This window comes from Pseudomonas sp. C9 (genome assembly GCF_002000165.1).
Taxonomy (GTDB): domain Bacteria; phylum Pseudomonadota; class Gammaproteobacteria; order Pseudomonadales; family Pseudomonadaceae; genus Aquipseudomonas.
Genome location: NZ_MPAK01000001.1, coordinates 1388332 through 1415050, shown reverse-complemented (window position 1 = coordinate 1415050; position 26719 = coordinate 1388332). Strand labels below are relative to the sequence as shown.

The 26719-nt window shown below is 59.9% G+C and carries 30 protein-coding genes; 28 read left to right on the top strand and 2 right to left on the bottom strand.

All coding sequences use genetic code 11. From position 1 onward, the window contains the following. Positions 1-66: 66 nt before the first annotated feature. The 23 genes from BMS17_RS06730 to BMS17_RS06620 all read left to right on the top strand — a co-directional run bounded on the left by BMS17_RS06730 (position 67) and on the right by BMS17_RS06620 (position 21694). On the top strand, positions 67-1446 hold the full coding sequence (locus BMS17_RS06730; protein ID WP_077430661.1) for a flagellar hook-length control protein FliK: 1380 nt from the start codon (positions 67-69) through the stop codon (positions 1444-1446). Positions 1447-1669: 223 nt separating this feature from the next. Further along, entirely contained in the window at positions 1670-2167 is a 498-nt protein-coding gene (gene fliL, locus BMS17_RS06725; protein WP_046032834.1) for a flagellar basal body-associated protein FliL, read from the top strand. A 9-nt stretch (positions 2168-2176) separates the two neighbouring features. Continuing rightward, positions 2177-3145: a flagellar motor switch protein FliM gene (fliM, locus tag BMS17_RS06720; protein ID WP_046032835.1), complete on the top strand. Its 969-nt coding sequence runs from the start codon at positions 2177-2179 to the stop codon at positions 3143-3145. A gap of 65 nt (positions 3146-3210) precedes the next feature. After that, a complete protein-coding gene (gene fliN / locus BMS17_RS06715; protein WP_046032836.1) occupies positions 3211-3669 on the top strand; it encodes a flagellar motor switch protein FliN in 459 nt (152 codons plus the stop codon). Beyond that, positions 3670-4128 carry a flagellar biosynthetic protein FliO gene (gene fliO / locus BMS17_RS06710; RefSeq protein ID WP_046032837.1) on the top strand — a complete coding sequence of 153 codons (459 nt, stop codon included), beginning with the start codon at positions 3670-3672 and terminating at the stop codon, positions 4126-4128. Beyond that, entirely contained in the window at positions 4128-4886 is a 759-nt protein-coding gene (gene fliP, locus BMS17_RS06705) for a flagellar type III secretion system pore protein FliP (RefSeq protein ID WP_077430660.1), read from the top strand. The genes fliO and fliP overlap by 1 nt, the downstream gene beginning before the upstream one ends. Next, a complete protein-coding gene (gene fliQ / locus BMS17_RS06700) occupies positions 4883-5152 on the top strand; it encodes a flagellar biosynthesis protein FliQ (protein WP_007948918.1) in 270 nt (89 codons plus the stop codon). The genes fliP and fliQ overlap by 4 nt, the downstream gene beginning before the upstream one ends. A 3-nt stretch (positions 5153-5155) precedes the next feature. Next, positions 5156-5941 carry a flagellar biosynthetic protein FliR gene (gene fliR / locus BMS17_RS06695; protein ID WP_046032839.1) on the top strand — a complete coding sequence of 262 codons (786 nt, stop codon included), beginning with the start codon at positions 5156-5158 and terminating at the stop codon, positions 5939-5941. A 3-nt stretch (positions 5942-5944) separates the two neighbouring features. Then, complete coding sequence (gene flhB, locus BMS17_RS06690) at positions 5945-7084, top strand: flagellar biosynthesis protein FlhB (RefSeq protein WP_046032840.1); 1140 nt, start codon at positions 5945-5947, stop codon at positions 7082-7084. A 249-nt stretch (positions 7085-7333) separates the two neighbouring features. Further along, positions 7334-9463, top strand: a complete 2130-nt coding sequence (flhA, locus tag BMS17_RS06685; protein WP_046032841.1) for a flagellar biosynthesis protein FlhA — start codon at positions 7334-7336, stop codon at positions 9461-9463. 11 nt (positions 9464-9474) lie between these two features. Further along, a complete protein-coding gene (gene flhF, locus BMS17_RS06680; protein WP_046032842.1) occupies positions 9475-10809 on the top strand; it encodes a flagellar biosynthesis protein FlhF in 1335 nt (444 codons plus the stop codon). A gap of 116 nt (positions 10810-10925) precedes the next feature. Beyond that, positions 10926-11756 (top strand): flagellar synthesis regulator FleN, encoded by an 831-nt coding sequence (gene fleN, locus BMS17_RS06675; RefSeq protein WP_003222917.1) that lies wholly within the window; start codon positions 10926-10928, stop codon positions 11754-11756. Beyond that, complete coding sequence (fliA, locus tag BMS17_RS06670; RefSeq protein WP_007894214.1) at positions 11753-12493, top strand: RNA polymerase sigma factor FliA; 741 nt, start codon at positions 11753-11755, stop codon at positions 12491-12493. Before fleN ends, fliA begins: the two co-directional genes overlap by 4 nt. Positions 12494-12660: 167 nt before the next feature. Continuing rightward, positions 12661-13032: a chemotaxis response regulator CheY gene (locus BMS17_RS06665; RefSeq protein WP_003183998.1), complete on the top strand. Its 372-nt coding sequence runs from the start codon at positions 12661-12663 to the stop codon at positions 13030-13032. Between the two features lie 22 nt (positions 13033-13054). After that, the gene (locus BMS17_RS06660) at positions 13055-13843 is read left to right on the top strand and encodes a protein phosphatase CheZ (RefSeq protein WP_046032843.1); all 789 of its coding nucleotides are present in this window, start codon (positions 13055-13057) and stop codon (positions 13841-13843) included. Between the two features lie 55 nt (positions 13844-13898). Next, entirely contained in the window at positions 13899-16151 is a 2253-nt protein-coding gene (locus BMS17_RS06655) for a chemotaxis protein CheA (RefSeq protein WP_077430659.1), read from the top strand. 50 nt (positions 16152-16201) lie between these two features. After that, a complete protein-coding gene (locus tag BMS17_RS06650) occupies positions 16202-17344 on the top strand; it encodes a chemotaxis response regulator protein-glutamate methylesterase (RefSeq protein WP_077430658.1) in 1143 nt (380 codons plus the stop codon). Continuing rightward, entirely contained in the window at positions 17344-18084 is a 741-nt protein-coding gene (locus BMS17_RS06645; RefSeq protein ID WP_046032846.1) for a flagellar motor protein, read from the top strand. Before BMS17_RS06650 ends, BMS17_RS06645 begins: the two co-directional genes overlap by 1 nt. Positions 18085-18098: 14 nt before the next feature. Continuing rightward, complete coding sequence (gene motD / locus BMS17_RS06640) at positions 18099-18989, top strand: flagellar motor protein MotD (RefSeq protein ID WP_046032847.1); 891 nt, start codon at positions 18099-18101, stop codon at positions 18987-18989. 43 nt (positions 18990-19032) lie between these two features. Next, positions 19033-19821, top strand: a complete 789-nt coding sequence (locus BMS17_RS06635; RefSeq protein ID WP_046032848.1) for a ParA family protein — start codon at positions 19033-19035, stop codon at positions 19819-19821. A 27-nt stretch (positions 19822-19848) separates the two neighbouring features. Beyond that, a complete protein-coding gene (locus BMS17_RS06630) occupies positions 19849-20742 on the top strand; it encodes a CheW domain-containing protein (RefSeq protein WP_077430657.1) in 894 nt (297 codons plus the stop codon). Between the two features lie 73 nt (positions 20743-20815). Further along, the gene (locus BMS17_RS06625; RefSeq protein ID WP_046032850.1) at positions 20816-21301 is read left to right on the top strand and encodes a chemotaxis protein CheW; all 486 of its coding nucleotides are present in this window, start codon (positions 20816-20818) and stop codon (positions 21299-21301) included. Beyond that, entirely contained in the window at positions 21302-21694 is a 393-nt protein-coding gene (locus BMS17_RS06620) for a DUF2802 domain-containing protein (RefSeq protein WP_046032851.1), read from the top strand. Between the two features lie 121 nt (positions 21695-21815). Here the strand turns inward: BMS17_RS06620 and BMS17_RS06615 are convergent, their stop codons facing one another. Both BMS17_RS06615 and BMS17_RS06610 read right to left on the bottom strand, forming a co-directional pair. Continuing rightward, entirely contained in the window at positions 21816-22145 is a 330-nt protein-coding gene (locus tag BMS17_RS06615; RefSeq protein WP_046032852.1) for an EscU/YscU/HrcU family type III secretion system export apparatus switch protein, read from the bottom strand. Then, positions 22142-23764, bottom strand: coding sequence for a flagellar hook-length control protein FliK (locus BMS17_RS06610; RefSeq protein WP_077430656.1), 1623 nt, complete (start codon positions 23762-23764; stop codon positions 22142-22144). Before BMS17_RS06610 ends, BMS17_RS06615 begins: the two co-directional genes overlap by 4 nt. Positions 23765-23962: 198 nt before the next feature. Between BMS17_RS06610 and ccmA the strand changes: the two genes are divergently transcribed. From ccmA to ccmE, 5 genes are all read left to right on the top strand, one after another. Then, positions 23963-24598 (top strand): cytochrome c biogenesis heme-transporting ATPase CcmA, encoded by a 636-nt coding sequence (gene ccmA / locus BMS17_RS06605; protein WP_046032854.1) that lies wholly within the window; start codon positions 23963-23965, stop codon positions 24596-24598. Continuing rightward, positions 24595-25263, top strand: coding sequence for a heme exporter protein CcmB (gene ccmB / locus BMS17_RS06600; RefSeq protein ID WP_046032855.1), 669 nt, complete (start codon positions 24595-24597; stop codon positions 25261-25263). Before ccmA ends, ccmB begins: the two co-directional genes overlap by 4 nt. Before the next feature lie 72 nt (positions 25264-25335). Then, a complete protein-coding gene (locus tag BMS17_RS06595; RefSeq protein ID WP_046032856.1) occupies positions 25336-26091 on the top strand; it encodes a heme ABC transporter permease in 756 nt (251 codons plus the stop codon). Continuing rightward, positions 26088-26264, top strand: a complete 177-nt coding sequence (gene ccmD, locus BMS17_RS06590; RefSeq protein ID WP_077430655.1) for a heme exporter protein CcmD — start codon at positions 26088-26090, stop codon at positions 26262-26264. Before BMS17_RS06595 ends, ccmD begins: the two co-directional genes overlap by 4 nt. After that, positions 26261-26716, top strand: coding sequence for a cytochrome c maturation protein CcmE (gene ccmE, locus BMS17_RS06585; protein WP_027922384.1), 456 nt, complete (start codon positions 26261-26263; stop codon positions 26714-26716). Before ccmD ends, ccmE begins: the two co-directional genes overlap by 4 nt. The last annotated feature ends 3 nt before the right edge of the window (positions 26717-26719 follow it).

Below are 26719 nucleotides of genomic sequence, written 5' to 3'. Positions count from 1 at the left end.
TGGCCCGACACTTGCACGTATACCGATCAACTGTACCTACGATCCCAGTGCAGCGGAGACCGTTTTATGCCCGTTACCCCCAATTCACTTCTTCAGGCCAGCCCGGCGGCCAAGACTCCCGCCGCTTCCGCCAATACCCCGGCGGTGGCTGCCGAGCCAGGGGACAAGGCGTCCAGCTTTGCTGAGGTTTACGCCAAACAGGGTCAGGACACGCCTGTTGTGGTCGCTGATAAATCGGCCAAGCCGACGACTGACAATGCGCCGCAAGACGCCGCCAAGCCTGGCGCCAGCACCGATACGGCTGCCGTCGTGGAACCTGCGGTTGCCGATAGCGGCAATTCCTTGCCCGCCGATAAACCGGCGCCGACAGATGACACGACGGCCAGCGATGACCCACTGCTGACGATTGATACGCCGGTAGCCGATGTTCCACCGGCAGATCCGACCCTCGATCCGGCCCTCGATCCTGTCTTGATGCAAGCCGTGCTGCCGTTGGTGACTGTGCCGGTAACGCCGGCACCTGCACCGGTTGTGGCGAGCGTTGCGCCGAAAGTTGAAGCGCCGGTGGCTGCAGCCGTCGTTGCCGCTCCCGCGCAAGTGGCCGCTCCTCTCGCTGACAGCGGGTTCGATCCTGAAGCCGATCCACTTGATGCGCTGCCAGCCGTGCGTCTGGCCATGGAGCAAAGTGGTCACGTGTCCGCTTCCAGCCAGGCCCAGCCAAAAGCTTCCCAGGCCCAAGTCCAGGCCAACAGCGAGCCGACGTCGGCGCAGAATTTTGCCGCCGGCATGGCGAGCATGCTCGACCTGCAAGTCGATAAAGACAGCACCAGCCAAGGCGGCGAGAAAGCCTTCAGCGGTCTCATCGACGATGGCCTGAAAGACCTGACCTCCGCCAGCAGCGATACCCGTGTCGACGACTTCGCCAACCGTCTGGCGGCATTGACTCAGGCAGCCACACCCAAGACCGCCAACGCGTTGCCGGTGAATCAGCCGATCGCCATGCATCAAAGTGGCTGGACCGAAGAAGTGGTCAACCGGGTCATGTACCTCTCCAGCGCCAATCTCAAGGCGGCGGACATTCAGTTGCAACCGGCCGAACTGGGTCGCCTGGATATTCGGGTGAACATGGTTCCGGACCAGCAGACCCAAGTCACCTTCATGAGCGCCCATCCAAGCGTTCGCGAAGCGCTGGACAGCCAAATGCATCGCCTGCGTGACATGTTCTCGCAACAGGGCATGGGGCAGGTCGACGTCAACGTGTCCGATCAGTCCCGTGGCTGGCAGGGGCAGGGTCAAGAGCAGGCTCAGCAGGGGCAGGGTGGACGCACCAGCGCCAGTGGCGGTCGCGTTGATTCGATGGATGAGGAGCTTTCGGCTTCCATCACTGAAGCCGCCGCCGAAACCAGCAGCGTGATCGGCTCAAGCGCGGTCGACTACTACGCCTGATCAAACGCAACAAAAACCTGTGGGAGCGGGCTTGCCCGCGATGAGGGTCTGACAGTCAAAATCTTCATTGACTGTCACACCGCTATCGCGCGCAAGCCCGCTCCCACAGTCGTTTAGGGTGGCTGAAGCTCCCGGTCCCTACTGCCTCCGACACTTCTGGCATAACACTTGCTCTTGCCTTGCCGTGCGACTGTGAAAACCCGAATAGTGACGGATTATTGGCATGGCGAAGAGCGAAGCAGCAGTAAAAGACCCCGCAACCAAAGGCAAGATCAAGCTGATCATTTTGATCGTGGTGGCCTTGCTGCTGGCGATCGGCATGTCCGTGGGGGCGACCTGGTTCTTCATGAATAGCGCCCAGAGCAAGCCTGTTGCCGCGGAACCCGCAGTGGTTGGCAAGCAGCCCGCGATCTTCGAACCCATGGCGCCGGCCTTCGTGGCCAACTACAACCAGAATGGCCGTCAGCGCTACATGCAGGTGAGCATCACCATGCAGGGGCGCAATCAGGCCGACCTGGAAGCGCTCAAGGTGCACATGCCGGTGATCCGCAACAACCTGGTCATGCTGTTCTCCGGTCAGGATTTCGCCACGCTGGCAACGCCGGTTGGTCAGGAAATGTTGCGCCAGAAGGCTACGGCCAGCGTGCAGGAAGTGGCGCAGAAAGAGCTCGGCAAAGTGGTTATCGAACAGTTGCTTTTCACTAATTTCGTACTGCAGTAGGAACACGACATGGCCGTGCAGGACCTGCTGTCCCAGGATGAGATCGATGCGCTGTTGCATGGCGTCGACGATGGTCTGGTACAGACCGATAACGTTGCTGAACCCGGCAGCGTCAAAAGCTACGACCTGACCAGCCAGGATCGCATCGTCCGCGGACGCATGCCGACCCTGGAAATGATCAACGAGCGTTTTGCCCGTTACACCCGCATCAGCATGTTCAACATGCTGCGCCGCTCGGCGGACGTTGCCGTCGGCGGTGTGCAGGTCATGAAGTTTGGCGAATACGTGCACTCGCTGTACGTACCGACCAGCCTCAACCTGGTCAAGATCAAGCCGTTGCGCGGTACCGCGCTGTTCATCCTCGACGCCAAGCTGGTGTTCAAGCTGGTGGACAACTTCTTCGGTGGCGACGGCCGTCACGCCAAGATCGAGGGGCGTGAATTCACCCCGACCGAACTGCGTGTGGTGCGCATGGTGCTGGAGCAGGCCTTCGTCGATTTGAAGGAAGCCTGGCAGGCGATCATGGAAGTGAACTTCGAGTACATCAACTCGGAAGTGAACCCGGCCATGGCCAACATCGTCGGCCCGAGCGAAGCGGTAGTGGTGTCCACGTTCCACATCGAACTCGATGGCGGTGGCGGCGACCTGCACGTCACCATGCCGTACTCGATGATCGAGCCGGTGCGTGAAATGCTCGACGCCGGTTTCCAGTCCGACCTCGACGATCAGGACGAGCGCTGGGTCAATGCCTTGCGTCAGGACGTGCTGGATGTCGACGTGCCGATCAGCGCCACGGTTGCCCGTCGCCAGTTGCGCTTGCGCGACATCCTGCACATGCAGCCGGGGGACGTTATCCCGGTCGAGATGCCGGAAGACATGATCATGCGCGCCAATGGCGTGCCGGCCTTCAAGGTCAAGATGGGCTCGCACAAAGGCAACCTCGCGTTGCAAGTGATCGAGCCGATCGAGCGCCGCTGACCGGCGCTCCACTTCCCTATTAATTGACTGCTCTTGATTGAATAGTTGCCCGCCGAGGACAAATGATGAACGACGATATGAACGCCCAGGACGACCAGGCGCTGGCTGATGAGTGGGCTGCGGCCCTGGAAGAAACCGGTGACGCCGGTCAGGACGATATCGACGCCTTGCTGGCTGCCGATACCGCTGGCTCGTCGTCCAACCGTGTGCCGATGGAAGAGTTCGGCGGCGTGGCGAAAAGCAACGATCCGGTAAGCCTGGAAGGTCCGAACCTGGACGTGATCCTGGATATCCCGGTATCGATTTCCATGGAAGTGGGCAGCACCGACATCAACATTCGTAACCTGCTGCAACTCAACCAGGGTTCGGTGATCGAGCTGGATCGTCTGGCCGGCGAGCCGCTGGACGTGCTGGTCAACGGCACATTGATCGCTCATGGCGAAGTGGTTGTGGTCAACGAGAAGTTCGGCATTCGCCTGACCGACGTGATCAGCCCAAGCGAACGCATCAAGAAGCTGCGCTAAGTGAAAAAGGTCCTGGGTTCTTTGCTGGCATTCGCGCTGGCGTTGCCGTTCAGCGTGCTGGCTGCCGAACCGGTAACGACCGCGACGGTGGCCGCAGCGCCCGCCGTCAGCAGCGGTGTGGCCGGGCAATTGACACAGTTGGTGTTCGGCTTGCTGTTGGTGCTGGGGTTGATCTTCTTCCTCGCCTGGCTGCTGCGCCGGGTCCAGCAGGCCGGGCCGGCCGGTAAAGGGCAGGTGATCGAGTTGATCGGTTCCCGTGCGCTGGGCCCGCGCGACCGTTTGATGCTGGTGCAAGTCGGTAACGAACAGATTCTGCTCGGCCTCAGCCCTGGCACCATCACTGCGCTGCATGTGCTCAAGGAGCCGGTGCAAGTGCCGGGCGGGACTGAGAAAGCGACCCCCGAGTTTGCCCAGCATCTGTTGAAGATGCTCGGCAAGGATCAGAAGGATAAGAAGTAATGGGTGCGTTACGCATCGTCTTGACGCTGGCCCTGATGCTGGCTGCACCGCTGGCGTTCGCCGCCGATCCGTTGTCGATCCCGGCGATCACCCTGGGCACCAACGCCAATGGCGCTCAGGAATATTCGGTCAGCCTGCAAATCCTGCTGATCATGACGGCGCTGAGTTTCATCCCGGCGTTCGTCATGCTGATGACCAGTTTCACCCGGATCATCATCGTCTTCTCGATTCTGCGTCAGGCCCTGGGCCTGCAACAGACACCGTCGAACCAGATTCTCACGGGCATGGCGTTGTTTCTGACGATGTTCATCATGGCGCCCGTCTTTGATCGGGTGAACCGGGACGCCTTGCAACCGTATCTGGCGGAAAAACTCACCGCTCAGGACGCCGTCACCAGGGCCCAGGTGCCAATCAAGGATTTCATGCTGGCCCAGACGCGCAGCAGTGATCTTGAACTGTTCATGCGCCTGTCCAAGCGTACCGATATCGCCTCGCCGGATCAGGCGCCGCTGACCATTCTGGTGCCGGCGTTTGTCACGTCCGAGCTGAAAACCGCGTTCCAGATCGGCTTCATGATCTTCATTCCGTTCCTGATCATCGACTTGGTCGTGGCCAGTGTGTTGATGGCGATGGGGATGATGATGCTCTCGCCGCTGATTATTTCCCTGCCGTTCAAAATCATGTTGTTCGTGCTGGTGGATGGCTGGGCGTTGATCATCGGTACGTTGGCGAGCAGCTTCGGCGGTGTATCGCCATGACGCCGGAAGTCGCGGTAGACATCTTTCGCGAAGCGCTGTGGCTGACCACCATGATGGTTGCCGTGCTGGTGATTCCCAGCCTGCTGGTCGGCCTGTTGGTGGCGATGTTCCAGGCCGCGACGCAGATCAACGAACAGACCCTGAGCTTCCTGCCGCGCCTGTTGGTCATGCTGGTGACGCTGATCGTTGCCGGTCCGTGGCTGGTGCAGACGTTCATGGAATACATCCTGCAGCTGTACGGCAGTATTCCTCAGGTCATTGGCTGAACCATGCCCTCGTTGTTGCAGCTGACCGACATCCAGATCAGTACCTGGGTGGCGACTTTCATGTTGCCGCTGTTTCGCATCGGGTCGTTGCTGATGGTCATGCCGGTGTTCGGTACGACGCTGGTGCCCAAGCGAGTGCGTTTGTACTTCGCGCTGGCAATCACCGTGGTGATTGCACCGGGCCTGCCACCGATGCCGCCGGTCAATGCGCTGGACCTGAGCGGGTTGCTGCTGATTGCCGAGCAGATCCTGATTGGCGCGGTGCTGGGCTTCTCCTTGCAGTTGTTTTTCCAGGCCTTCGTGATCGCCGGGCAGATCGTCTCGATTCAAATGGGCATGGGTTTCGCGTCGATGGTCGACCCCACCAACGGCGTTTCGGTGGCGGTGATCGGGCAGTTCTTCACCATGCTGGTCACGCTGCTGTTCCTGTCGATGAACGGGCATCTGGTGGTCTTCGAAATTCTCTCGGAAAGCTTCACCACGCTGCCGGTCGGTAGCGGGTTGATGGTCAATCATTTCTGGGAGCTGGCCGGCAAGCTTGGCTGGGTCCTCGGTGCCGCGTTGTTGCTGGTGCTGCCGGCGATTACGGCGCTGCTGGTGGTCAACATCGCGTTTGGCGTGATGACCCGGGCTGCGCCGCAGCTCAACATTTTCTCTATCGGTTTCCCGCTGACGCTGGTGCTCGGGCTGTTCATTGTCTGGGTCGGGCTGGCGGACATCATCAATCAGTATCAACCGCTGGCCAGCGAGGCCTTGCAGTTTTTACGCGAACTGGCACGGGCGCGCTGAGTCATGGCTGAGAGCGAAAGCGGTCAGGACAAAACAGAAGACCCCACGGAGAAACGCAAAAAGGACTCCCGGGACAAGGGTGAAATTGCGCGCTCCAAGGAGCTCAATACCCTGGCGATCATGCTCGCCGGCGCGGGCGGATTGCTGATTTTCGGCGGTGCCCTGGCGCAGGAGATGATGGAATTGATGCGGATGAACTTCACGCTGTCGCGGGAAGTCATTCTGGATCAGCGCAACATGGGGACCTTCCTGCTGCATTCAGGGCAGATTGCCCTGGTCGCGATTCAACCCGTGATGATCACCTTGTTGCTGGCTGCTTTGATTGGCCCGATTTCCCTGGGTGGCTGGTTATTTGCGGCAGGCTCGATGGCACCGAAATTCAGTCGAATGAACCCCGGTGCGGGCCTCAAGCGAATGTTTTCGGCCAAGGCTATCGTCGAGCTGCTCAAGGCGCTGGCGAAGTTTTTGATCGTGCTGTTCGTGGCGCTGGCGGTGTTGTCTTCCGATATCGACGACCTGATGCGTATCGCGCACGAACCGCTGGAGATGGCGATCATTCACAGTCTGCAAGTCGTCGGCTGGAGCACGTTGTGGATGGCCTGTGGGCTGATCATCATCGCCGCTGTCGACGTGCCGGTGCAGTTGTGGGAAAGCCACAATAAACTGCTGATGACCAAGCAGGAGGTGCGCGACGAACACAAGGATCAGGAAGGGCGGCCGGAGGTCAAGCAGCGCATTCGCCAGTTGCAGCGCGAGATGTCGCAGCGCCGGATGATGGCAGCCATTCCCGAGGCCGATGTGGTTATCACCAACCCGACCCACTACGCCGTCGCGCTCAAGTACGACCCGGACAAAGGCAGCGCGCCGGTGCTGCTGGCCAAGGGTACTGATTTCCTGGCCTTGAAGATCCGTGAAATCGCCGTGGCCAACGAAGTGCTGCTGCTCGAATCGCCAGCCCTGGCGCGTTCGATCTATCACTCCACCGAGCTTGAGCAGGAAATTCCCGGCGGGCTGTACCTGGCGGTCGCTCAGGTCCTGGCCTACGTCTACCAGATCCGCCAGCACCGTGCGGGCAAGGGCAAGCCGCCGGAGCCGCTCAAGGATGATCTGCCGATTCCACCGGATCTGCGCCGCGATTCCTGATCCCTACGCCTGTAGCAGCTGCCGAGCTTGCGAGGCTGCGTCCGGCTCGGTCCGCGCTCGGGCGAAGCAGTCGTAAGGCTTTGCGAGGACTCCGTCCTCGGACGCAGCCTCGCAGGCTCGGCAGCTGCTACAAACCCTAATAAACCCCTCTATTTACGACCTTTGCAAAAGTTGGAAGGCTTCTTGCAGTAGCCGCCCTGCGCCTGCTTCAGGCGTCAAAAGTTTGCTTTAAAGGAACGGGGAAAACCGGTGGATCGCTCTCAGTTACTCAACAGTGCCCGCACAAACGTTGCCGACTTAAGTCGGGGCAATCTGGGCGTGCCGTTGCTGCTGCTGGTCATGCTGGCCATGATGATGCTGCCGGTGCCGCCGTTCCTGCTGGACGTGTTCTTCACGTTCAACATTGCGCTGTCCATCGTCGTGTTGCTGGTCTGCGTCTACGCCTTGCGGCCGCTGGATTTTGCGGTGTTCCCGACCATTCTGCTGGTGGCGACGCTGTTGCGGCTGGCGCTGAACGTGGCCTCGACGCGAGTGGTGATGCTCCACGGCCAGGACGGTCATGCTGCCGCCGGTAAGGTGATCCAAGCCTTCGGTGAGGTGGTGATCGGCGGTAACTACGTGGTCGGTATCGTAGTGTTCGCGATTTTGATGATTATCAACTTCGTCGTGGTGACCAAGGGCGCCGGGCGGATTTCCGAGGTGAGTGCGCGATTCACCCTCGATGCGATGCCCGGCAAACAAATGGCGATCGACGCCGACCTCAATGCCGGCCTGATCGATCAGAACCAGGCCAAGCTGCGCCGGATGGAAGTCGCTCAGGAGGCCGAGTTCTACGGTTCCATGGACGGTGCCAGTAAGTTCGTGCGCGGTGACGCCATCGCCGGCCTGCTGATTCTGTTCATCAACCTGATCGGCGGCATGGCGGTTGGTATCTTCCAGCACAACATGTCATTTGCCGACGCAGGCAAGGTTTACGCGCTGCTGACCATCGGTGACGGTTTGGTGGCGCAATTGCCATCACTGCTGTTGTCCACCGCTGCGGCGATCATGGTGACCCGTGCTTCCGGTTCGGAAGACATGGGCAAGCAAATCAACCGCCAGATGTTCGCCTCGCCCAAAGCGTTGGCGGTGGCCGCTGGCTTGATGGCAGTGATGGGCCTGGTGCCCGGCATGCCGCACTTCTCGTTCTTGAGCATGGCCGCCGTCGCCGCCGGTGGTGCCTACCTGTTCTGGAAAAAACAGAACGTGGTCAAGGTTCAGGCGCTGCAAGAGGTCAAGCGTCAGCAGGAACTGCTGCCTTCGCCGGCCCGCGCCATGGAAACCAAAGAGCTTGGCTGGGATGACGTCACCCCAATCGACATGATTGGCCTTGAAGTCGGCTACCGCTTGATCCCGCTGGTGGACCGCAATCAGGGTGGTCAGTTGCTGGCGCGGATCAAGGGCGTACGCAAGAAGCTGTCCCAGGATCTGGGCTTCCTGATGCCGACCGTGCATATCCGTGACAACCTCGATCTGGCGCCGAGTGCCTATCGCCTGACGTTGATGGGGGTGATCCTGGCCGAGGCGGAGATTTATCCGGATCGCGAACTGGCGATCAACCCGGGGCAGGTTTACGGTACGCTTAATGGCATAACTGCCAAAGATCCGGCATTTGGCCTGGAGGCGGTCTGGATCGAAATCAGCCAGCGGGCCCAGGCGCAATCGCTCGGGTACACCGTGGTCGATGCCAGTACGGTCGTGGCAACCCACTTGAACCAGATTCTGTACAAGCACTCCAGCGAACTGATCGGTCACGAAGAAGTCCAGCAACTGATGCAGTTGCTGGCCAAAAGCTCGCCTAAACTGGCCGAGGAATTGGTGCCGGGCGTGGTTTCGCTGTCGCAGCTGCTCAAAGTGTTGCAAGCGCTGCTGGCCGAACAGGTGCCCGTGCGCGATATTCGCAGCATCGCCGAAGCGATCGCCAACAATGCGGCCAAGAGTCAAGATACTGCCGCATTGGTGGCCGCAGTGCGCGTCGGCGTATCGCGCGCAATCGTGCAAAGCATTGTAGGCACTGACTCCGAGCTACCAGTGATCACTCTGGAGCCAAGGTTGGAACAGATATTGCTCAATAGTCTTCAGAAGGCAGGACAAGGCTCGGAAGAGGGTGTTCTGCTGGAGCCAAGCATGGCAGAGAAGCTGCAGCGCTCGTTGATCGATGCGGCGCAGCGTCAGGAAATGCAAGGTCAACCGGTGATTCTGCTGGTGGCCGGTCCGGTTCGCGCAATGTTGTCGCGATTTGGCCGACTGGCAGTCCCGGGTTTGCATGTGTTGGCTTATCAGGAAATCCCTGACAACAAGCAAGTGACCATCGTTGCGACAGTAGGGCCCAACGGCTGAGGTAGTGGTTTATGCAAGTTAAGCGTTTTTTCGCCGCCGATATGCGTCAGGCCATGAAACTGGTTCGTGATGAGCTGGGCGCCGATGCGGCCATTATTGGCAATCGCCGGATCGCCGGTGGTGTCGAGCTGACGGCTGCCCTGGATTACAAGTTGTCGGCGCTGGCCCCGCGTGTTCCGAACATGGAACTCGAGGATGAGCTGCGCAAGACCCAGTCGCGGATCGTCACCGCCCAGGCCGAACTGAGCCTGCGTGGCGATGGCGAAACTGACGGCGACAAGACCACCAATCGCCAGCTGTTCGCCGGTCTGCCGCTGACCGCCGCCGAGCCGCTGATCGAGCCGACCTACGCCGAGCCGCGTCGCGCTGCGCCAGCACCGGCACCTGCCGCGGGCGGCGTGGATCCGCGTGCGTTCGACTCGATGCGTTTCGAACTCAACAGCCTGCGCGAACTGATGGAAGTGCAGCTCGGCTCGCTGGCCTGGAATCAACTGCAAGGCAGCCGTCCGGCCCAGGCCAATCTGTGGCGTCGCCTGCAACGCATCGGCTTGTCCGGCCCGTTGTCCCGCGATTTGCTGGCGATGGTTCCCGACATCGATGAGCCCCGTCAGGCCTGGCGCATGTTGCTGGCGCACCTGGCGCGGATGATTGCCACGCCGGAAGTCGAACCACTGGAAGAGGGCGGTGTGATTGCCATGGTCGGTCCTGCCGGCATGGGCAAGACCACCACGCTGGCCAAGCTCGCGGCCCGTTACGTGCTCAAGTATGGCGCGCAGAACATCGCGCTGGTGAGCATGGACAGCTTCCGCATCGGTGCCCAGGAGCAGCTCAAGACGTTGGGGCGTATCCTCAATGTGTCGGTAACCCACGTCGACCCGGGCCAGTCCCTGGTTCAGGCACTGGAGCCGCTGCTGCGCAAACGCGTAGTGCTGATCGATACCGCGGGCCTTCAGGCCAGCGATCCGGCACTGCGCATGCAGCTTGAAAGCCTGGCCGGACGTGGCATCAAATCAAAAAATTATCTGGTATTGGCAACCACCAGCCAGAAACAGGTTCTAACAGCCGCTTATCACAGTTACAAGCGCTGCGGGCTCGCTGGCTGCATCCTGACTAAACTGGATGAAACGGCAAGTCTGGGCGAGGTGTTAAGCCTGGCGATCAGTCATGAGTTACCGGTGGCCTACCTGACTGACGGTCCGCGGATTCCGGATGATTTGCATCTGCCGCGTCGTCATCAACTGGTCAGCCGTGCCGTCAGCGTACAAATGCAGGAAGAACCCAGCGAAGAAGCCATGGCTGACATGTTCGCTGATATTTACCACAGCCCGACCAAGCAGGTTGGCTAAGGTAGTAATGAACAGTTTTTGTACCTACATCGATGGTCTGCCATGCATTGTTCCAATTGCGAACGCGCAGCCAGTAATGTGGCCTCCGTCTATGCAAGACAAGGTAAAGAAATAACATGGGCAGCATGCATCCCGTACAGGTGATCGCGGTGACCGGCGGCAAGGGTGGCGTCGGCAAGACTAACGTGTCAGTGAATTTGTCGCTGGCCCTGGCTGAGCTCGGCCGTCGCGTCATGCTGTTGGACGCTGACCTGGGCCTGGCGAACGTTGACGTCCTGCTGGGACTGACACCCAAACGTACCCTGGCCGACGTGATCGAAGGCCGCTGCGAGCTGCGCGACGTTCTGTTGCAAGGGCCGGGCGGTATTCGAATCGTTCCGGCGGCGTCCGGTACACAGAGCATGGTTCACCTGAGCCCGGCGCAACACGCCGGCCTGATCCAGGCGTTCAGTGATATTGGCGACAACCTCGACGTACTGGTCATCGACACCGCTGCAGGTATTGGTGACTCGGTAGTCAGCTTTGTTCGCGCGGCCCAGGAAGTATTGCTGGTGGTCTGCGACGAGCCCACCTCGATCACTGACGCCTACGCGCTGATCAAATTGCTCAACCGCGATTACGGCATGAACCGCTTCCGTGTCCTGGCCAACATGGCCCAGAGCCCGCAAGAAGGTCGCAACCTGTTCGCCAAGTTGACCAAAGTCACCGATCGCTTCCTCGACGTCGCCCTGCAATACGTCGGCGCGGTGCCTTATGACGAAAGCGTGCGCAAGGCCGTGCAGAAACAGCGCGCCGTGTACGAAGCCTTCCCGCGTTCCAAGTGCGCCCTGGCGTTCAAGGCCATCGCTCAGAAGGTCGATACCTGGCCGTTGCCTGCCAACCCGCGTGGGCACCTGGAGTTTTTCGTCGAGCGCCTCGTGCAACAGACCGCAGGACCCGTCCTATGACAGCCAGTGGCTACAACCTCTACAAGAAGTCGGCGCGTGACGCGCAGTACGAGCTGATCGAGCGTTACGCGCCACTGGTCAAACGCATTGCTTACCATTTGCTGGCGCGTCTGCCAGCCAGTGTGCAGGTTGAAGATTTGATTCAGGCCGGGATGATCGGCCTGCTGGAAGTATCGACCAAATACGACGCCAGCAAAGGCGCGAGTTTCGAGACGTACGCGGGCATACGAATCCGCGGCGCAATGCTCGATGAAGTGCGCAAGGGGGACTGGGCGCCACGTTCGGTCCACCGAAATACCCGCATGGTCAGTGACGCAATTCGCTCTATTGAAGCTAAAACCGGCCGTGACGCTAAAGATCACGAGGTTGCGGCCGAACTCCAATTGAGTCTCGACGATTATTACGGGATTTTGAACGACACCTTGGGCAGCCGCCTATTCAGTTTCGACGATCTGTTGCAAGACGGCGAACACGAAGGGCTGCACGAGGATGGCGCGAGTGCTCATCTCGAACCGTCACGCGATCTGGAAGATGAACGCTTCCAGGCGGCGCTGGCGGACGCGATTGCCAATTTGCCGGAGCGCGAGCGACTGGTGTTGGCGCTGTACTACGACGAAGAGTTGAATCTCAAGGAAATCGGTGAGGTCCTGGGGGTCAGCGAATCGCGGGTCAGCCAGTTACACAGCCAGTGCGCGGCCCGCTTGCGGGGGCGTTTGGGGGAGTGGCGAGCGCGCTGAAGGCAGTGTGGGGACACTGCGAACGTGGCTGGTGCGGTTTTGAACGGCACCGGTTGCGATCTGTTGTGCTCCAGACAGTCATCGAATGCATTGCCGGATTGATTGAAATGGCGCGTCCAGGTGCTGGGCGCGTTTAAGACTGCTTGGAGGTCGAATTGGACAAGAACATGAAAATCCTCATCGTTGATGACTTCTCAACGATGCGGCGGATCATAAAAAACCTGTTGCGTGACCTTGGGTTCACCAACACGGTCGAGGCCGACGATGGCACTACTGCCATTCCGGTTCTCAACAGCGGGAGCATCGACTTTCTGGTAACGGACTGGAACATGCCTGGCATGACCGGTATCGACTTGCTGCGTCACGTGCGCGCCGATGAAAAGCTCAAGCACCTGCCGGTGCTGATGGTGACCGCTGAAGCCAAGCGCGAGCAGATCATTGAAGCAGCCCAGGCCGGTGTAAACGGCTACGTGGTCAAACCCTTCACGGCCCAGGCGTTGAAAGAAAAAATCGAGAAGATTTTCGAACGCATCGGTTGATCCACTGCGCCACGGGGGAGCTATGGAGCATAAAGAATCTTCACTGGGCGATTTTGAATCGACCCTGAAAAAACACGCCGTCGAACTGGTCGCCAGCCTTGAAAAAGGCAGGTTCGGCGAAGCTGTGCAACTGATCCATGAGCTCAATCAGACCCGTGACCGCGGCCTGTATCAGGAAGTGGGCAAGCTCACTCGCGAGCTGCACAGCGCGATCGTCAACTTCCAGATTGACCCGAACATGCCGCAAGCCGAGGAAGTGTCACAGATCACGGACGCCACCGAGCGCCTGGGGTATGTGGTCAAGCTCACCGAGGCCGCGGCCAACCGCACCATGGACCTGGTGGAAAGCGCCACGCCGCTGGTCAACAACCTGAGCGATGAAGCCCAGGCGTTGAGCACCGACTGGAGCCGGTTCATGCGTCGTGAAGTCGGGGCTGAAGAGTTTCGTGAACTGGCCCGTCGGGTCGACGGTTTTCTGACTCGCAGTATCGAAGACAACCGCATGGTGTCGAGCAACCTCAACGACATCCTGCTGGCTCAGGATTACCAGGACCTCACCGGTCAGGTCATCAAGCGTGTGACCCAATTGGTCACCGAAGTTGAAAGCAATTTGCTCAAGCTCGTACTCATGGCCAGCCAGGTAGACCGCTTTGCGGGTATCGAACATGACCGTGAATCGATGCTGGCTGAAAAAGATCCGCAAAAACATCTCTCTCAGGGTGAAGGTCCGCAGATTCATGCCGATAAAAGAGAAGACGTTGTGTCCGGTCAGGACGATGTGGACGATTTGCTATCCAGCCTGGGATTTTAGAGTTTTAGCATTCTAGGTTTTTTAGGTTTTTAAACCTGTTAGGAGCACCCCATACATGAGCTTCGGCGCCGATGAAGAGATCCTTCAGGATTTCCTGGTTGAGGCCGGCGAGATTCTAGAGCAACTGTCCGAACAGCTGGTCGAGCTTGAGAGCCGACCGGATGATGCGGACTTGCTCAATGCAATTTTTCGCGGTTTTCACACTGTAAAAGGGGGCGCCGGCTTCCTCCAGCTCAACGAGCTGGTGGAGTGCTGCCATATCGCCGAGAACGTGTTCGACATCCTGCGCAAGGGTGAGCGTCGCGTTGATTCAGAACTGATGGACGTGGTGCTCGAAGCGCTGGACGCGGTGAACAGCATGTTCAGCGAAGTCCGCGAGCGCAGCCCGATCACGGCTGCCACACCTGAATTGCTGGCAGCTCTGGCCCGACTGGCCGAGCCGCAAACGGCTGATGAAGCTGCACCGGTCGCTGAAGTGTTTGAAGCGCCTGCCGCTGAAGCCGAATCGGGCGACATCACCGATAACGAATTCGAACAACTGCTGGACTCGCTCAATGCCGTCAAGGCTCAAGCTGAGGCTCCGGCGGCTGCACCTGCACCAACGCCTTCCAGCGATGCCGCTGCGAGCGACGAAATCACCGATGCCGAGTTCGAGTCCTTGCTCGATCAACTGCACGGTAAAGGCCAGTTCGCTGTCGATGCCGTGGCCGCCGCGCCAGCTGCACCAGCCGCCCCGAAAGCGGCAGGCGATAGCTCCGACATTACCGACGACGAATTTGAAGCACTGCTCGACCAGTTGCACGGCAAAGGCAACTTTGCGGTGGATGCGCTGGAGTCGGCCATTGCTTCTGTGCCAGTTCCTGCTGCGCCAACTGCAGCGGCGGCGGGTGGCGATCTGATCTCCGATCACGAGTTCGAATCGCTGCTCGACGAATTGCACGGTAAAGGCAAGTTCAGCGAAGTCGGCACAGGTTCTGCTGTATCGAATGTCGCGGCACCCGTCGCCAAGGCTGCCGCACCGGCCCCGATCGCCAAGGCGCCTGAACCGAAAGCTGAAACACCGAAACCAGCCGCCGCTGCTGCACCGGCCCCGGTCCGTGCTCCAGCCGCGCCGCCACCGGAAAAACCGGCCAGCGAAGCCGAGACCACCGTGCGGGTCGATACCGCGCGCCTCGACGAAATCATGAACATGGTGGGCGAATTGGTGCTGGTGCGTAACCGCCTGGTTCGCCTGGGTGCCAACAGTGCCGACGAGGCCATGTCCAAGGCTGTGTCGAACCTCGACGTGGTCACGGCTGACTTGCAAACCGCGGTCATGAAGACCCGGATGCAACCGATCAAGAAAGTCTTCGGGCGCTTCCCGCGCCTGGTTCGCGACCTGGCTCGCCAGCTCAAGAAAGAGATCAACCTGGAGTTGGTCGGTGAAGAAACCGACCTCGACAAGAACCTCGTCGAGGCCCTGGCCGACCCGCTGGTCCACTTGGTACGCAACGCGGTCGACCACGGCATCGAGTCGCCGGAAGAACGCGAAGCTTCGGGCAAGTCCCGTGGCGGCCGGGTGGTCCTTGCTGCCGAACAGGAAGGCGACCACATCCTGCTGTCGATTTCCGATGACGGCAAAGGCATGGACCCGAACGTCCTGCGTTCCATCGCGGTTAAACGCGGTGTGATGGACAAGGATGCGGCCGATCGCTTGAGCGATACCGAGTGCTACAACCTGATTTTTGCGCCAGGGTTCTCGACCAAAACCGAGATCTCCGACGTGTCGGGTCGTGGCGTGGGCATGGACGTGGTGAAAACCAAGATTTCCCAGCTCAACGGTTCGATCAACATTTACTCGACCAAGGGCCAGGGTTCGAAAATCGTCATCAAGGTGCCGTTGACCCTGGCGATCATGCCGACGCTGATGGTCATGCTCGGCAACCAGGCGTTTGCGTTCCCGCTGGTGAACGTCAACGAGATCTTCCACCTCGACCTGTCGACCACCAACGTGGTGGACGGCCAGGAAGTGGTGATCGTGCGAGACAAGGCGCTACCACTGTTCTACCTCAAGCGCTGGCTGGTCAGCTCCGCCGCTCACGAAGAGCAGCGCGAAGGCCATGTGGTGATCCTTTCGGTGGGCACGCAGCGGATCGGCTTTGTCGTCGATCAACTGGTGGGCCAGGAAGAAGTGGTCATCAAGCCATTGGGCAAAATGCTCCAGGGAACCCCGGGCATGTCGGGCGCCACCATCACCGGTGACGGCCGTATTGCGCTGATTCTCGATGTTCCGAGCATGCTCAAGCGTTACGCCACACGGCGTATTTGATTCTGGTGGAGCGGGGCGACTGAGGCCCCGCTGCGTCTAACGGAGTGTTTATGGCAGTTAAAGTCCTGGTGGTGGACGATTCGGGGTTTTTCCGCCGCCGCGTCTCGGAAATTCTTTCAGCGGATTCGAATATCCAGGTCGTCGGTACGGCGACCAACGGAAAAGAGGCGATCGATCAGGCCCTGGCCCTCAAGCCGGACGTGATCACCATGGACTATGAGATGCCCATGATGGACGGCATCACTGCCGTGCGACACATCATGCAGCGCTGCCCGACGCCGGTGTTGATGTTCTCGTCGCTGACGCACGAAGGCGCCCGGGTCACCCTTGATGCGCTGGACGCCGGCGCCGTCGATTTCCTGCCCAAGAATTTTGAAGACATCTCCCGTAACCCGGAGAAGGTCAAGCAACTGCTGTGCGAGAAGATTCTCAGCATTTCGCGCAGTAACCGTCGCGCCAGTGCCTACAGCGCGCCGGCACCGGTTGCCGCGCCAGCCCCGACGCCTGCGCCTTCGAGCGTCAGCAGTTACGGCAGCAGCACACCTTCGCGCCCTGTACCGACACCGATCCCGACACGTACGCATCATGCCCCTGCGTCCCCCGGCCCATCGTCGCCTGCACCCAAGCGCAAAGCCTACAAACTGGTTGCCATCGGCACGTCCACGGGCGGTCCGGTTGCGCTGCAACGAGTCTTGACTCAGTTGCCGGCCAACTTCCCGGCACCGATCGTGTTGGTCCAGCACATGCCGGCAGCCTTCACTAAGGCCTTCGCCGAGCGTCTGGACAAGCTCTGCCGCATCAGCGTCAAGGAAGCCGAGGATGGCGACATCCTGCGTCCGGGCCTGGCGTTGCTGGCACCGGGTGGCAAGCAAATGATGATCGACGGCCGTGGCGCGGTGAAAATCCTGCCGGGCGACGAGCGTCTCAATTACAAACCGTGCGTGGACATCACCTTCGGTTCGGCAGCCAAGTCCTACGGCGACAAAGTTCTGGCGGTCGTACTCACCGGCATGGGCGCCGACGGTCGTGAAGGTGCTCGCCTGCTCAAACAGAGCGGTAGCGCGATCTGGGCTCAGGATGAAGCCAGTTGCGTGATCTACGGCATGCCGATGGCCATCGTCAAAGCCGATCTCGCGGATGCGATCTATGGGCTGGAAGATATTGGCAAGCACTTGGTCGAGGCGTGTATCTGATGGATGTTTTAAGCCTTATCGGCATCATCATGGCGTTCGTCGCCATTATTGGCGGCAACTACCTTGAAGGTGGCCACCTTGGCGCGCTGGCCAACGGCCCGGCGGCGCTGATCGTTCTCGGTGGGACCATTGGCGCAGCCTTGTTGCAGTCGCCGATGAGCGCCTTCAAGCGCGCCATGCAAATTGTTGGCTGGATTCTGTTTCCACCTCGCGTTGATCTGGCCGGTGGCATTGATCGAGTCGTGAACTGGAGCCTGACCGCGCGCAAGGAAGGATTGCTGGGCCTGGAAGGGGTGGCCGATGCCGAACCCGACAGCTACTCGCGCAAAGGCCTTCAGTTGCTGGTCGACGGTGCGGAGCCGGAAGCGATTCGCAGCATTCTGGAAGTGGATTTCTACACCCAGGAAAGCCGCGATATCGAGGCCGCCAAAGTCTTTGAAAGCATGGGCGGCTACGCGCCGACCATCGGGATTATCGGTGCGGTGATGGGCCTGATCCATGTCATGGGCAACCTCGCTGACCCGACGCAACTGGGCAGCGGCATTGCCGTGGCCTTCGTCGCCACCATCTACGGCGTGGCCAGTGCCAACCTGGTGTTGCTGCCGATTGCGTCCAAGCTCAAATCCGTTGCATTGCGCCAATCGCGTTACCGCGAAATGTTGCTGGAAGGGATCTTGTCGATCGCCGAAGGTGAAAACCCTCGCTCTATTGAGTTGAAGCTTCAGGGCTTCATGGATTGAGGGAGTGATGGACTATGGCTCGTCGCAGGCAACCTGAAGAACATGTAAACCATGAACGTTGGCTCGTTTCCTATGCCGACTTCATTACCTTGCTCTTCGCATTCTTCGTGGTGATGTACTCGATCTCGTCGATCAACGAAGGCAAGTACAAAATCATTTCGCAAGCGCTGATCGGGGTCTTCACCGATGCCGATCGCTCTCTCAAACCGATCCCGGTGGGTGAAGAGCGACCGATGACAGTGACGCCGGCCAAGCCGTTGGTGAAAGACAGCGAGCAGGTCGATGCCGGTGTTGCCGGTTCCAACGACCCGCTCAAAAGCATTGCAGACGACATCAGCGCGGCGTTCGGCGACCTGATCAGCTCCAATCAGATGACCGTGCGTGGCAACGAGTTGTGGGTCGAGATCGAACTCAATTCCAGCCTGTTGTTCGGCAGCGGCGATGCCATGCCCAGCGACAACGCGTTCAATATCATCGACAAGGTGGCCGGGATTCTGAAGCCGTTCGACAACCCGATTCACGTCGAAGGCTTTACCGACGATCAACCGATCCGCACCGCGCAGTACCCCACTAACTGGGAACTGTCCTCGGCCCGCTCGGCGAGCATTGTGCGCATTCTGGCGATGCAGGGTGTGAACCCGAGCCGAATGGCCTCCGTGGGTTATGGCGAGTTTCAGCCCGTGGCCAACAATGCCACCGCCGAAGGCCGGGCACGCAACCGTCGTGTGGTGCTGGTGGTTTCGCGCAATCTCGATGTACGTCGCAGCCTCACCGGCACCGGAACCGCTCATGCGCAACCGGACGCCGCGTTGAAGCGTGCTGGCACACAAACTGCACCGTCAGCGGTCAAGTCGCCGGTACGAGAGAGCGCCGTCAATTCTCCGTCACCCGCATTAAAACGTTGAGCTATTTCTCGGCTGACCTCGTCGGCCGGGAGGAAACATTCAAATGAGAGTCTGGGCCGTTGCCAATCAAAAGGGTGGTGTTGGTAAAACCACTTCCTCTATCGCTTTAGCCGGTTTGCTGGCCGAGGCGGGCAAGCGCGTGGTTGTGGTCGATCTCGATCCGCACGGCTCCATGACCAGCTACTTCGGCTACGATCCCGACAGCCTGGAACACAGCAGCTACGACTTGTTTCTGCATAAGGGCAGTGTGCCGCAAGGCTTGCCCGGTCAGTTGTTGTTGCCCACCAGTCACGAGAGTATTTCGCTGCTGCCTTCGAGCACCGCACTGGCCACGCTTGAGCGTCAATCGCCGGGGCAGAGTGGCTTGGGCCTGGTGATCGCCAAGAGCCTGGCGCAGTTGTGGCAGGACTTCGATTACGCGGTGATCGACAGCCCGCCGTTGCTCGGTGTGCTGATGGTCAATGCCTTGGCGGCGAGCCAGCAATTGGTGATCCCGGTGCAGACCGAGCACTTGGCCGTCAAAGGCCTGGAACGCATGGTCAACACCCTGGACATGATCAATCGTTCACGCAAACAGGCGCTGCCGTTCACCATCATCCCGACCTTGTTTGACCGTCGTACCCAGGCGTCCCTCGGGACCCTGCGTGTGCTGCGTGACAAGTACCCGGAAGAAATCTGGCAAGGTTACATCCCGGTCGACACCCGCTTGCGGGATGCGAGCCGGGCCGGCCTCACGCCTTCGCAATTTGACGGCAAGAGCCGTGGAGTTCTCGCTTACCGTGCGCTGCTCAAGCATTTGCTGGCGCAGCAATCTGTCGCGCAGGTGGCGTGAGATGAACCTTCCTTGCGTGGTGCTTAAATGAATCGGCCGGTGAAGATCACCTCTCGCCCGCAACTGGCGCTCCAGCATTATCTGGACAGCTTGCTGCAGGACGCGACGGAGGAGCTTGAGCCGATCATCGAAGCGCCCGCCGAAGTGCTCGAACCGGATAACACCCTGGACGAATTCCAGGCCGCGGTCCTCGAAGAACAAGCGCGCGATGCACGCCCGGCGGCGGTTGCTGCGCCTGTAGTTGCCGCACCTGTGGTTGCAGCGCCCGTGATCGCCGCCGTGGCCAAGGCGCCAGCGCCGGTCATGGAGGCGCCGGCACCGATCTTCGCACCGGTATCGACCATTGCACCCCTGCTGCAAACATTGGTGCCGCCCGTCGTCGAAGTCCACTTGCCACCGAGCAACACGCCGCCACCGGTCGAAACCGATGGTCGCCCGTCGTGGGCCGCCGAGCCGTTCGAGTGTCTGTTATTCGACGTCGCCGGGTTGACCCTGGCGGTGCCACTGGTGTGCCTGGGTTCGATTTATTCGTTGGCGGGCCACGAGCTGACACCGCTGTTCGGCCAGCCAGAATGGTTCCTCGGGATTCTGCCTAGCCAGGCCGGCAACCTGAAAGTCCTGGACACCGCACGTTGGGTCATGCCCGACCGCTACCGCGACGATTTCCGGCAGGGCCTGCAATACGTTATTTCGGTTCAGGGCTACGAGTGGGGGCTGGCGGTGCATCAGGTCAGCCGCTCGTTGCGCCTGGACCCGAACGAAATCAAATGGCGCAGCCACCGTGGTCAACGGCCATGGCTGGCGGGCACTGTGATTGAACACATGTGTGCATTGCTCGACGTCTCCGCGCTGGCCGAGTTGATCGCCAGTGGCGGGGCAAAGCACATGAGCAGTATCAAGCCGGCTCACAAACCAGCATAAAAAACACGCAACGGCAGTGAATGCCGCTGCACAGAACACACACCGCCAGGGCGGTTTTTTGAGGGGTCAGGGTATGAATGATAAGGCGACGGCTGCAAAGGGTTCCGAAGATCCGATCCTGCAATGGGTAACCTTCAAGCTGGACAACGAAACCTACGGCATCAACGTGATGCGCGTCCAGGAAGTCCTGCGCTATACCGAAATCGCCCCGGTTCCGGGTGCCCCGACCTACGTGCTGGGCATCATCAACCTGCGCGGTAACGTGGTCACCGTGATCGACACCCGTCAGCGCTTCGGCCTGATGAATGCGGAGATCAGCGACAACACCCGTATCGTCATCATCGAAGCCGACAAGCAGGTTGTCGGGATCATGGTCGACAGCGTGGCCGAAGTGGTTTACCTGCGTCAGTCGGAAATCGAAACTGCGCCAAACGTCGGTAACGAAGAATCCGCCAAGTTCATTCAAGGCGTGTGCAACAAGAACAACGAACTGCTGATCCTGGTCGAGCTGGACAAGATGATGAGCGAAGAAGAATGGTCGGACCTGGAGAACATCTGATTGATTCTTGAGGTTGCGGTCATTGTCCTGTTCCTCTTCTGGGCAGGCACGCTGGCGATGTTTCTGGCGTACATTCGCGGTCAACGACTGATCGCCGCTCAACAGGCCCAGGGCGATGCGCTGCGGGATCAGCGCATCAAGGACCTGGCCAAACGCGTGGACGACTACCAGAGCGGCAACGTGCGCATGGGTGAAGACCTGCACGAACTGCGCGCGGTGGTTGGTCCCTTGCCGGACAAACTGGCACAGCTGGAACAGCGCGACCCGTCGAGCCTGTCGTTCGCCCAGGCGGCGCGATTGGTGGGAATGGGGGCGACGGTTGATGAACTGACTCAGTCTTGCGGGTTGACCCAGGCTGAGGCGGAGTTGATGCGTAAGTTGCACAAGAATTGAACTGAACTGATCAAAAGATCGCAGCCTCGTTTCACTCGACAGCTCCTACAAGGCGTACGCCATTCCAATGTAGGAGCTGTCGAGTGAAACGAGGCTGCGATTTTTTGCATTCAACAAAGATTCAATAATCATCCCCGCGATCGGTGACATCCTTCTCGATCATCGGCGCGTGCGGATCATGCCCCGCTGGAAACTTGCCCTTCAAACTCCACGCAAACGCGATGATCTCGGCCAGCGTGCGGTACAACTCCTGCGGAATACTTTCCCCCAGTTCCATCCTCGCCAGCAGCTTTACCAGCTCGGCGTTCTCATAGATCGGCACTTCATAGTCGCGGGCAATGCGCAGAATTTCTTCGGCCAGTTCTTCGTCACCCTTGGCCGTGAGGGTAGGGGCGTGGCTGCCGTCGTATTTGAGGGCGATGGCCTGGCGTGGGGCGTTGGTGGTTTTCATGCGGTTTCGTCGACCCAGCGTTGTTCCAGACGGGTTTGCGGTCCTTGTGGCGGGGTGCCGAGGTGGCAATCCAGATCGCCGACGTTCAGGCCCGATGCCAGCAAGCGTTCGCGCAGGCCGGCCAGGTTACTTTCGATCAGGCTGGCGGTGTACGGCCGTTCGGCCCAGAGCTGGCTGGACAGGCTGCCCTTGATCAGTTGCGCGTGAACCTGCAAGGGGCCCAGCGGTTCCATGTCGAAGGCCAGGTCGACACGCCACAGCGGTTGCTTGGGTTCGTGTTCGTCGCGGCGTTCGTGGGGGTGTTCTTTCTCGGGCGCTTCTTCGCGCTGGAACTTGACCTGCAGCGGGACAATGTCCTGCGCGTTTCGCATCGGGATTTCCAGTTGCCAGGTGCTGAGCAGCCGACCATCGTCGGTCACGCCGGTTTGCTCCAGGCTCGACAGTTGATGGCTTTGCAGGCGCGAAACGGCTGCCGCCGCCAAACGCAGCAAATGCTCCAGATCACCTTCACCGTCATGGCTTTGCAGCAGGCGTTCGGGCAGCGGGAAACTGGTCGGCAGCGGCTTGGCGCTGACTTGCCCGAGCATCCCCAGGGCGCTGCGCACGAAGCTCGGCATCGTCTGCACCAATGTATTGGCGGCGATGATCGCGTTGAGGTTGGTATTGGCCGGTAGTCCCGGTGTCAGTTGCGCGATCAGCTTGAGCAAATCGCCTTTCATGTCCGGCGCCAATGTCGGGTTTTGCCCGGTGAGCAATTTCGCTTCCAGGAACAGTCCGCTGTTTGCCAGCGCTTGAGCCAGGCCCTTTGGCGTGCTCAGTTGCTGAACGTCCGGCAGGCCGGCGAGGAGTTTTTCCACGGCCAGGCGCAGGTCGCTGGAGGTTGGGTCCAACGCAAGTGGCGATGGCTGCAATGGCGGCTGCAGTGACGATTGCGGCGTCGGCGTCAGGTTTTGCAAGGCTTTGATCAAGCCATCCAGCGAACCTTGGCGGCTTTGCTGGCTGACCAGTTGCTGCGTCACCGCCAACTGTTCCTGACGGCTGCTCAGCGGGACGAATTTAAGCGTCTGGGTGTCTTGCACCATGGCGCTCAACAACGTGCCAATGCGCAGGGGCGTGGGGCTGTCGATGCTCAGCGTGCTGCCGCTCAGCACTGTGTTCAGCAAGCTCACCATGGAGCGGAACACCGTGGGTTGCCCCGGTACTTGTGGCAGGACTTGTGAGGTCAGCACTTTGCCCTGCAACAGCGTGCCAGCGGGCAGTTGTGCCGTGTCGATGCGGGTGAGGGTGGCGACACTCGCCGCGACGGCCTGTTGCACGGTGATCGCCAGGTTGCTGGCCGACGGTTGGGTGATCGCCAGGCTGGTGCCTTGGGGCAGAGGCTGGCTGCTGGTGGCCTGGACCGTGGTCTGGCGACCGCTGTCGAGGGTGACTTTGAGCAACAATTGAAAGGTCTGATCCGTCTGCTTGAGCGACAGCACTTCAGCCTTGGCGGTTTGCCCGACGGAGATCAGGCCCTCCATCGGCGTCAGTAACTTGAGCAGGTCGCCACTCACCACCAGCGGCCGCGAAGTCGCGGGCGGGGTCTGCGGTAGCGGGAGGATGTTCATTTCGCCTGTCATACGCGGTCACAACCTGAGGAAATTGCCCTCTTGAGAGTAGGGCATGGCATGTATAATGCCGCCCCGTTATCACTGGGGCGCTAAAAACATTGCAAATGTTTGACCCAGCTCTCTATGACGGGCCGCCAATGCATCTATTCTGCATCTCTTTAGCGGCCGTACTACTGCCGACTTGAACCGCAAAAGGCCCGTGATCTCTTGACCAGTCCTGTCCTGCAAACCGTTGCCCTCGCTTGTGAGCGAGACCTTCGGCTGCTCTTCGAAAATCTCGATTTGAGACTGGCCAGTGGCGAAATGTTGCAAATCAGCGGCCCCAACGGCAGTGGCAAGACCAGCCTGTTGCGCCTGCTGTGCGGTCTGATGCAACCGACCGCCGGTCAAGTGCTGCTCAATGGCCAGCCGCTCAATGAGCAACGCTTTGAGCTGGCGCGCAACCTGTTGTGGATCGGACATGCCGCCGGTATCAAGGAGTTGCTGACCCCTGAGGAAAACCTCAGCTGGCTCTGCGCCCTGCATCATCCGGCGTCCCATGACGCCATCTGGCAAGCTTTGGCGGCGGTGGGGTTACGCGGTTTCGAGGACGTTCCCTGTCACACGCTGTCTGCCGGCCAACATCGCCGTGTAGCGCTGGCGCGGTTGTACCTGGACAGCCCGCCGCTGTGGATTCTCGATGAACCGTTCACCGCACTCGACAAACAAGGCGTGGCGCAGCTCGAAGAGCACCTGGCCGCACACTGCGAGCGCGGCGGCATGGTCGTTCTGACCACTCACCACACGCTGACACGGATGCCGGCCGGTTATCGCGACATTGATCTGGGGAATTGGGCCGTATGAGTGTTTTCGGCCTGTTGGTCGCCCGTGAGGCCCGTTTGTTGTTCCGCCGTCCTGCGGAGCTGGCGAACCCGCTGGTATTCTTCGCCATCGTGGTTGCGCTGTTCCCGCTAGCGGTCGGCCCCGAGGCTCAATTGTTGCAAACCTTGTCTCCGGGGTTGGTCTGGGTCGCGGCCCTTTTATCGGTTTTGCTCTCGCTGGACGGGCTTTTCCGCAGTGATTTCGAGGACGGTTCCCTCGAACAGTGGGTCCTTTCGTCGCACCCTCTGCCTCTTCTGGTTTTGGCCAAGGTACTGGCACACTGGGCCTTCTCGGGCCTGGCACTGGTTTTGCTCGCTCCACTGCTGGCGTTGATGCTCGGTTTGCCTGCCGCTTGTCTGCCGGTGTTGCTGCTTTCGTTATTGCTGGGTACACCGGTACTGAGCCTGCTCGGTGCGGTGGGCGCAGCCCTGACGGTAGGATTGAAGCGTGGCGGCCTATTGCTGGCGCTGCTGATTCTGCCGCTGTACATCCCGGTGTTGATTCTCGGCAGTGGCGCCTTGCAGGCAGCCTTGATGGGCATGCCGGCGACCGGTTATCTCTTGTGGCTTGGTAGCCTGACCGCCCTGGCGATAACCCTGACACCGTTTGCAATAGCTGCTGGCCTGAAGATCAGCGTCGGCGAATAATGAGGTCTGGTTAAAATTTGACCAGTAAAGACCCAGCCCTTCACAGCGAAGGGCAACCGTGATGGAAACAGTATGAACTGGACGTGGTTTCACAAGCTCGGCTCGCCCAAATGGTTTTATGGCATCAGCGGCAAACTGTTGCCCTGGCTGAGCGTCGCGGCGTTGCTGTTGATCGGCGTTGGCGTAGTCTGGGGCCTGGCCTTCGCGCCGCCCGACTACCAGCAAGGCAACAGCTTTCGCATCATCTATATCCACGTTCCTGCCGCGATGCTGGCGCAATCCTGCTATGTGATGCTGGCCGTGTGCGGCATTGTCGGGTTGGTCTGGAAGATGAAACTGGCCGATGTCGCCCTGCAATGCGCAGCGCCCATCGGTGCCTGGATGACTGCCGTGGCGCTGGTCACCGGCGCGATCTGGGGCAAACCGACCTGGGGCTCATGGTGGGTCTGGGATGCGCGACTTACGTCTATGTTGATTCTGCTGTTTCTGTACTTCGGTCTGATTGCGCTGGGCAACGCCATCAGCAATCGTGACAGCGCCGCCAAGGCGTGTGCGGTGTTGGCGATTGTTGGCGTGATCAACATCCCGATCATCAAATACTCGGTGGAGTGGTGGAACACCCTGCACCAGGGCGCGACCTTCACCCTCACCGAAAAACCGGCCATGCCGGCCGAAATGTGGCTGCCTCTGCTGCTGACGGTGCTGGGCTTCTACTGTTTCTTTGGCGCGGTCCTGTTGCTGCGCATGCGCCTTGAAGTACTCAAGCGCGAAGCGCGGGCCAGTTGGGTCAAGGCCGAAGTACAGAACAGTCTGGAGGTCGCTCGATGAGTTTTGCTTCATTTGGCGACTTCCTCGCCATGGGCCATCACGCCCTGTATGTCTGGTCAGCCTATGGCATCTGCCTGGCGGTGCTGGCCCTCAACGTGGCGGCGCCGATCCTGGCCCGCAAGCGGTATCTGCAACAAGAGGCGCGTCGTCTGCGCCGGGAGAACTGCAAGTGAATCCGCTGCGCAAAAAGCGTCTTATCATCATTCTCGCGATCCTGGTGGGTGTCGGCGCTGCCGTCGGCCTGGCCCTGAGCGCCCTGCAGCAGAACATCAATCTGTTTTACACCCCGACCCAGATCGCCAATGGCGAAGCGCCGCAAGACACGCGCATCCGTGCCGGTGGCATGGTCGAGAAAGGTTCGCTGCAACGTTCCGGTGATTCGCTGGACGTGAAATTTGTCGTCACTGACTTCAACAAATCCGTGACCATCACCTATCGCGGCATTCTTCCAGACCTGTTCCGTGAAGGGCAGGGTATCGTGGCCTTGGGCAAAATCAACGCCGACGGCGTGGTGGTGGCCGACGAAGTGCTGGCCAAGCACGATGAGAAGTACATGCCGCCGGAAGTGACCAAGGCCCTGAAAGACAGCGGCCAGTCGGCGCCCACACAAGCCAAAGAGGGTTAATTG

What these genes read in the sequence shown, in the direction of transcription:
- ccmD (WP_077430655.1), top strand. Translation starts at nt 26,088, where the DNA reads ATGAGTTTTGCTTCATTTGGCGACTTCCTCGCCATGGGCCATCACGCC.
- BMS17_RS06625 (WP_046032850.1), top strand. Translation starts at nt 20,816, where the DNA reads ATGAATGATAAGGCGACGGCTGCAAAGGGTTCCGAAGATCCGATCCTG.
- BMS17_RS06595 (WP_046032856.1), top strand. Translation starts at nt 25,336, where the DNA reads ATGAACTGGACGTGGTTTCACAAGCTCGGCTCGCCCAAATGGTTTTAT.
- fliP (WP_077430660.1), top strand. Translation starts at nt 4,128, where the DNA reads ATGGGTGCGTTACGCATCGTCTTGACGCTGGCCCTGATGCTGGCTGCA.
- BMS17_RS06655 (WP_077430659.1), top strand. Translation starts at nt 13,899, where the DNA reads ATGAGCTTCGGCGCCGATGAAGAGATCCTTCAGGATTTCCTGGTTGAG.
- BMS17_RS06610 (WP_077430656.1), bottom strand. Translation starts at nt 23,764, where the DNA reads ATGACAGGCGAAATGAACATCCTCCCGCTACCGCAGACCCCGCCCGCG.
- BMS17_RS06635 (WP_046032848.1), top strand. Translation starts at nt 19,033, where the DNA reads ATGAGAGTCTGGGCCGTTGCCAATCAAAAGGGTGGTGTTGGTAAAACC.
- BMS17_RS06660 (WP_046032843.1), top strand. Translation starts at nt 13,055, where the DNA reads ATGGAGCATAAAGAATCTTCACTGGGCGATTTTGAATCGACCCTGAAA.
- BMS17_RS06730 (WP_077430661.1), top strand. Translation starts at nt 67, where the DNA reads ATGCCCGTTACCCCCAATTCACTTCTTCAGGCCAGCCCGGCGGCCAAG.
- fliN (WP_046032836.1), top strand. Translation starts at nt 3,211, where the DNA reads ATGAACGACGATATGAACGCCCAGGACGACCAGGCGCTGGCTGATGAG.
- ccmB (WP_046032855.1), top strand. Translation starts at nt 24,595, where the DNA reads ATGAGTGTTTTCGGCCTGTTGGTCGCCCGTGAGGCCCGTTTGTTGTTC.
- BMS17_RS06630 (WP_077430657.1), top strand. Translation starts at nt 19,849, where the DNA reads ATGAATCGGCCGGTGAAGATCACCTCTCGCCCGCAACTGGCGCTCCAG.
- motD (WP_046032847.1), top strand. Translation starts at nt 18,099, where the DNA reads ATGGCTCGTCGCAGGCAACCTGAAGAACATGTAAACCATGAACGTTGG.
- BMS17_RS06615 (WP_046032852.1), bottom strand. Translation starts at nt 22,145, where the DNA reads ATGAAAACCACCAACGCCCCACGCCAGGCCATCGCCCTCAAATACGAC.
- fliA (WP_007894214.1), top strand. Translation starts at nt 11,753, where the DNA reads ATGACAGCCAGTGGCTACAACCTCTACAAGAAGTCGGCGCGTGACGCG.
- fliR (WP_046032839.1), top strand. Translation starts at nt 5,156, where the DNA reads ATGCCCTCGTTGTTGCAGCTGACCGACATCCAGATCAGTACCTGGGTG.
- BMS17_RS06645 (WP_046032846.1), top strand. Translation starts at nt 17,344, where the DNA reads ATGGATGTTTTAAGCCTTATCGGCATCATCATGGCGTTCGTCGCCATT.
- fliQ (WP_007948918.1), top strand. Translation starts at nt 4,883, where the DNA reads ATGACGCCGGAAGTCGCGGTAGACATCTTTCGCGAAGCGCTGTGGCTG.
- BMS17_RS06650 (WP_077430658.1), top strand. Translation starts at nt 16,202, where the DNA reads ATGGCAGTTAAAGTCCTGGTGGTGGACGATTCGGGGTTTTTCCGCCGC.
- fliL (WP_046032834.1), top strand. Translation starts at nt 1,670, where the DNA reads ATGGCGAAGAGCGAAGCAGCAGTAAAAGACCCCGCAACCAAAGGCAAG.
- BMS17_RS06665 (WP_003183998.1), top strand. Translation starts at nt 12,661, where the DNA reads ATGAAAATCCTCATCGTTGATGACTTCTCAACGATGCGGCGGATCATA.
- flhF (WP_046032842.1), top strand. Translation starts at nt 9,475, where the DNA reads ATGCAAGTTAAGCGTTTTTTCGCCGCCGATATGCGTCAGGCCATGAAA.
- flhB (WP_046032840.1), top strand. Translation starts at nt 5,945, where the DNA reads ATGGCTGAGAGCGAAAGCGGTCAGGACAAAACAGAAGACCCCACGGAG.
- fliM (WP_046032835.1), top strand. Translation starts at nt 2,177, where the DNA reads ATGGCCGTGCAGGACCTGCTGTCCCAGGATGAGATCGATGCGCTGTTG.
- fleN (WP_003222917.1), top strand. Translation starts at nt 10,926, where the DNA reads ATGGGCAGCATGCATCCCGTACAGGTGATCGCGGTGACCGGCGGCAAG.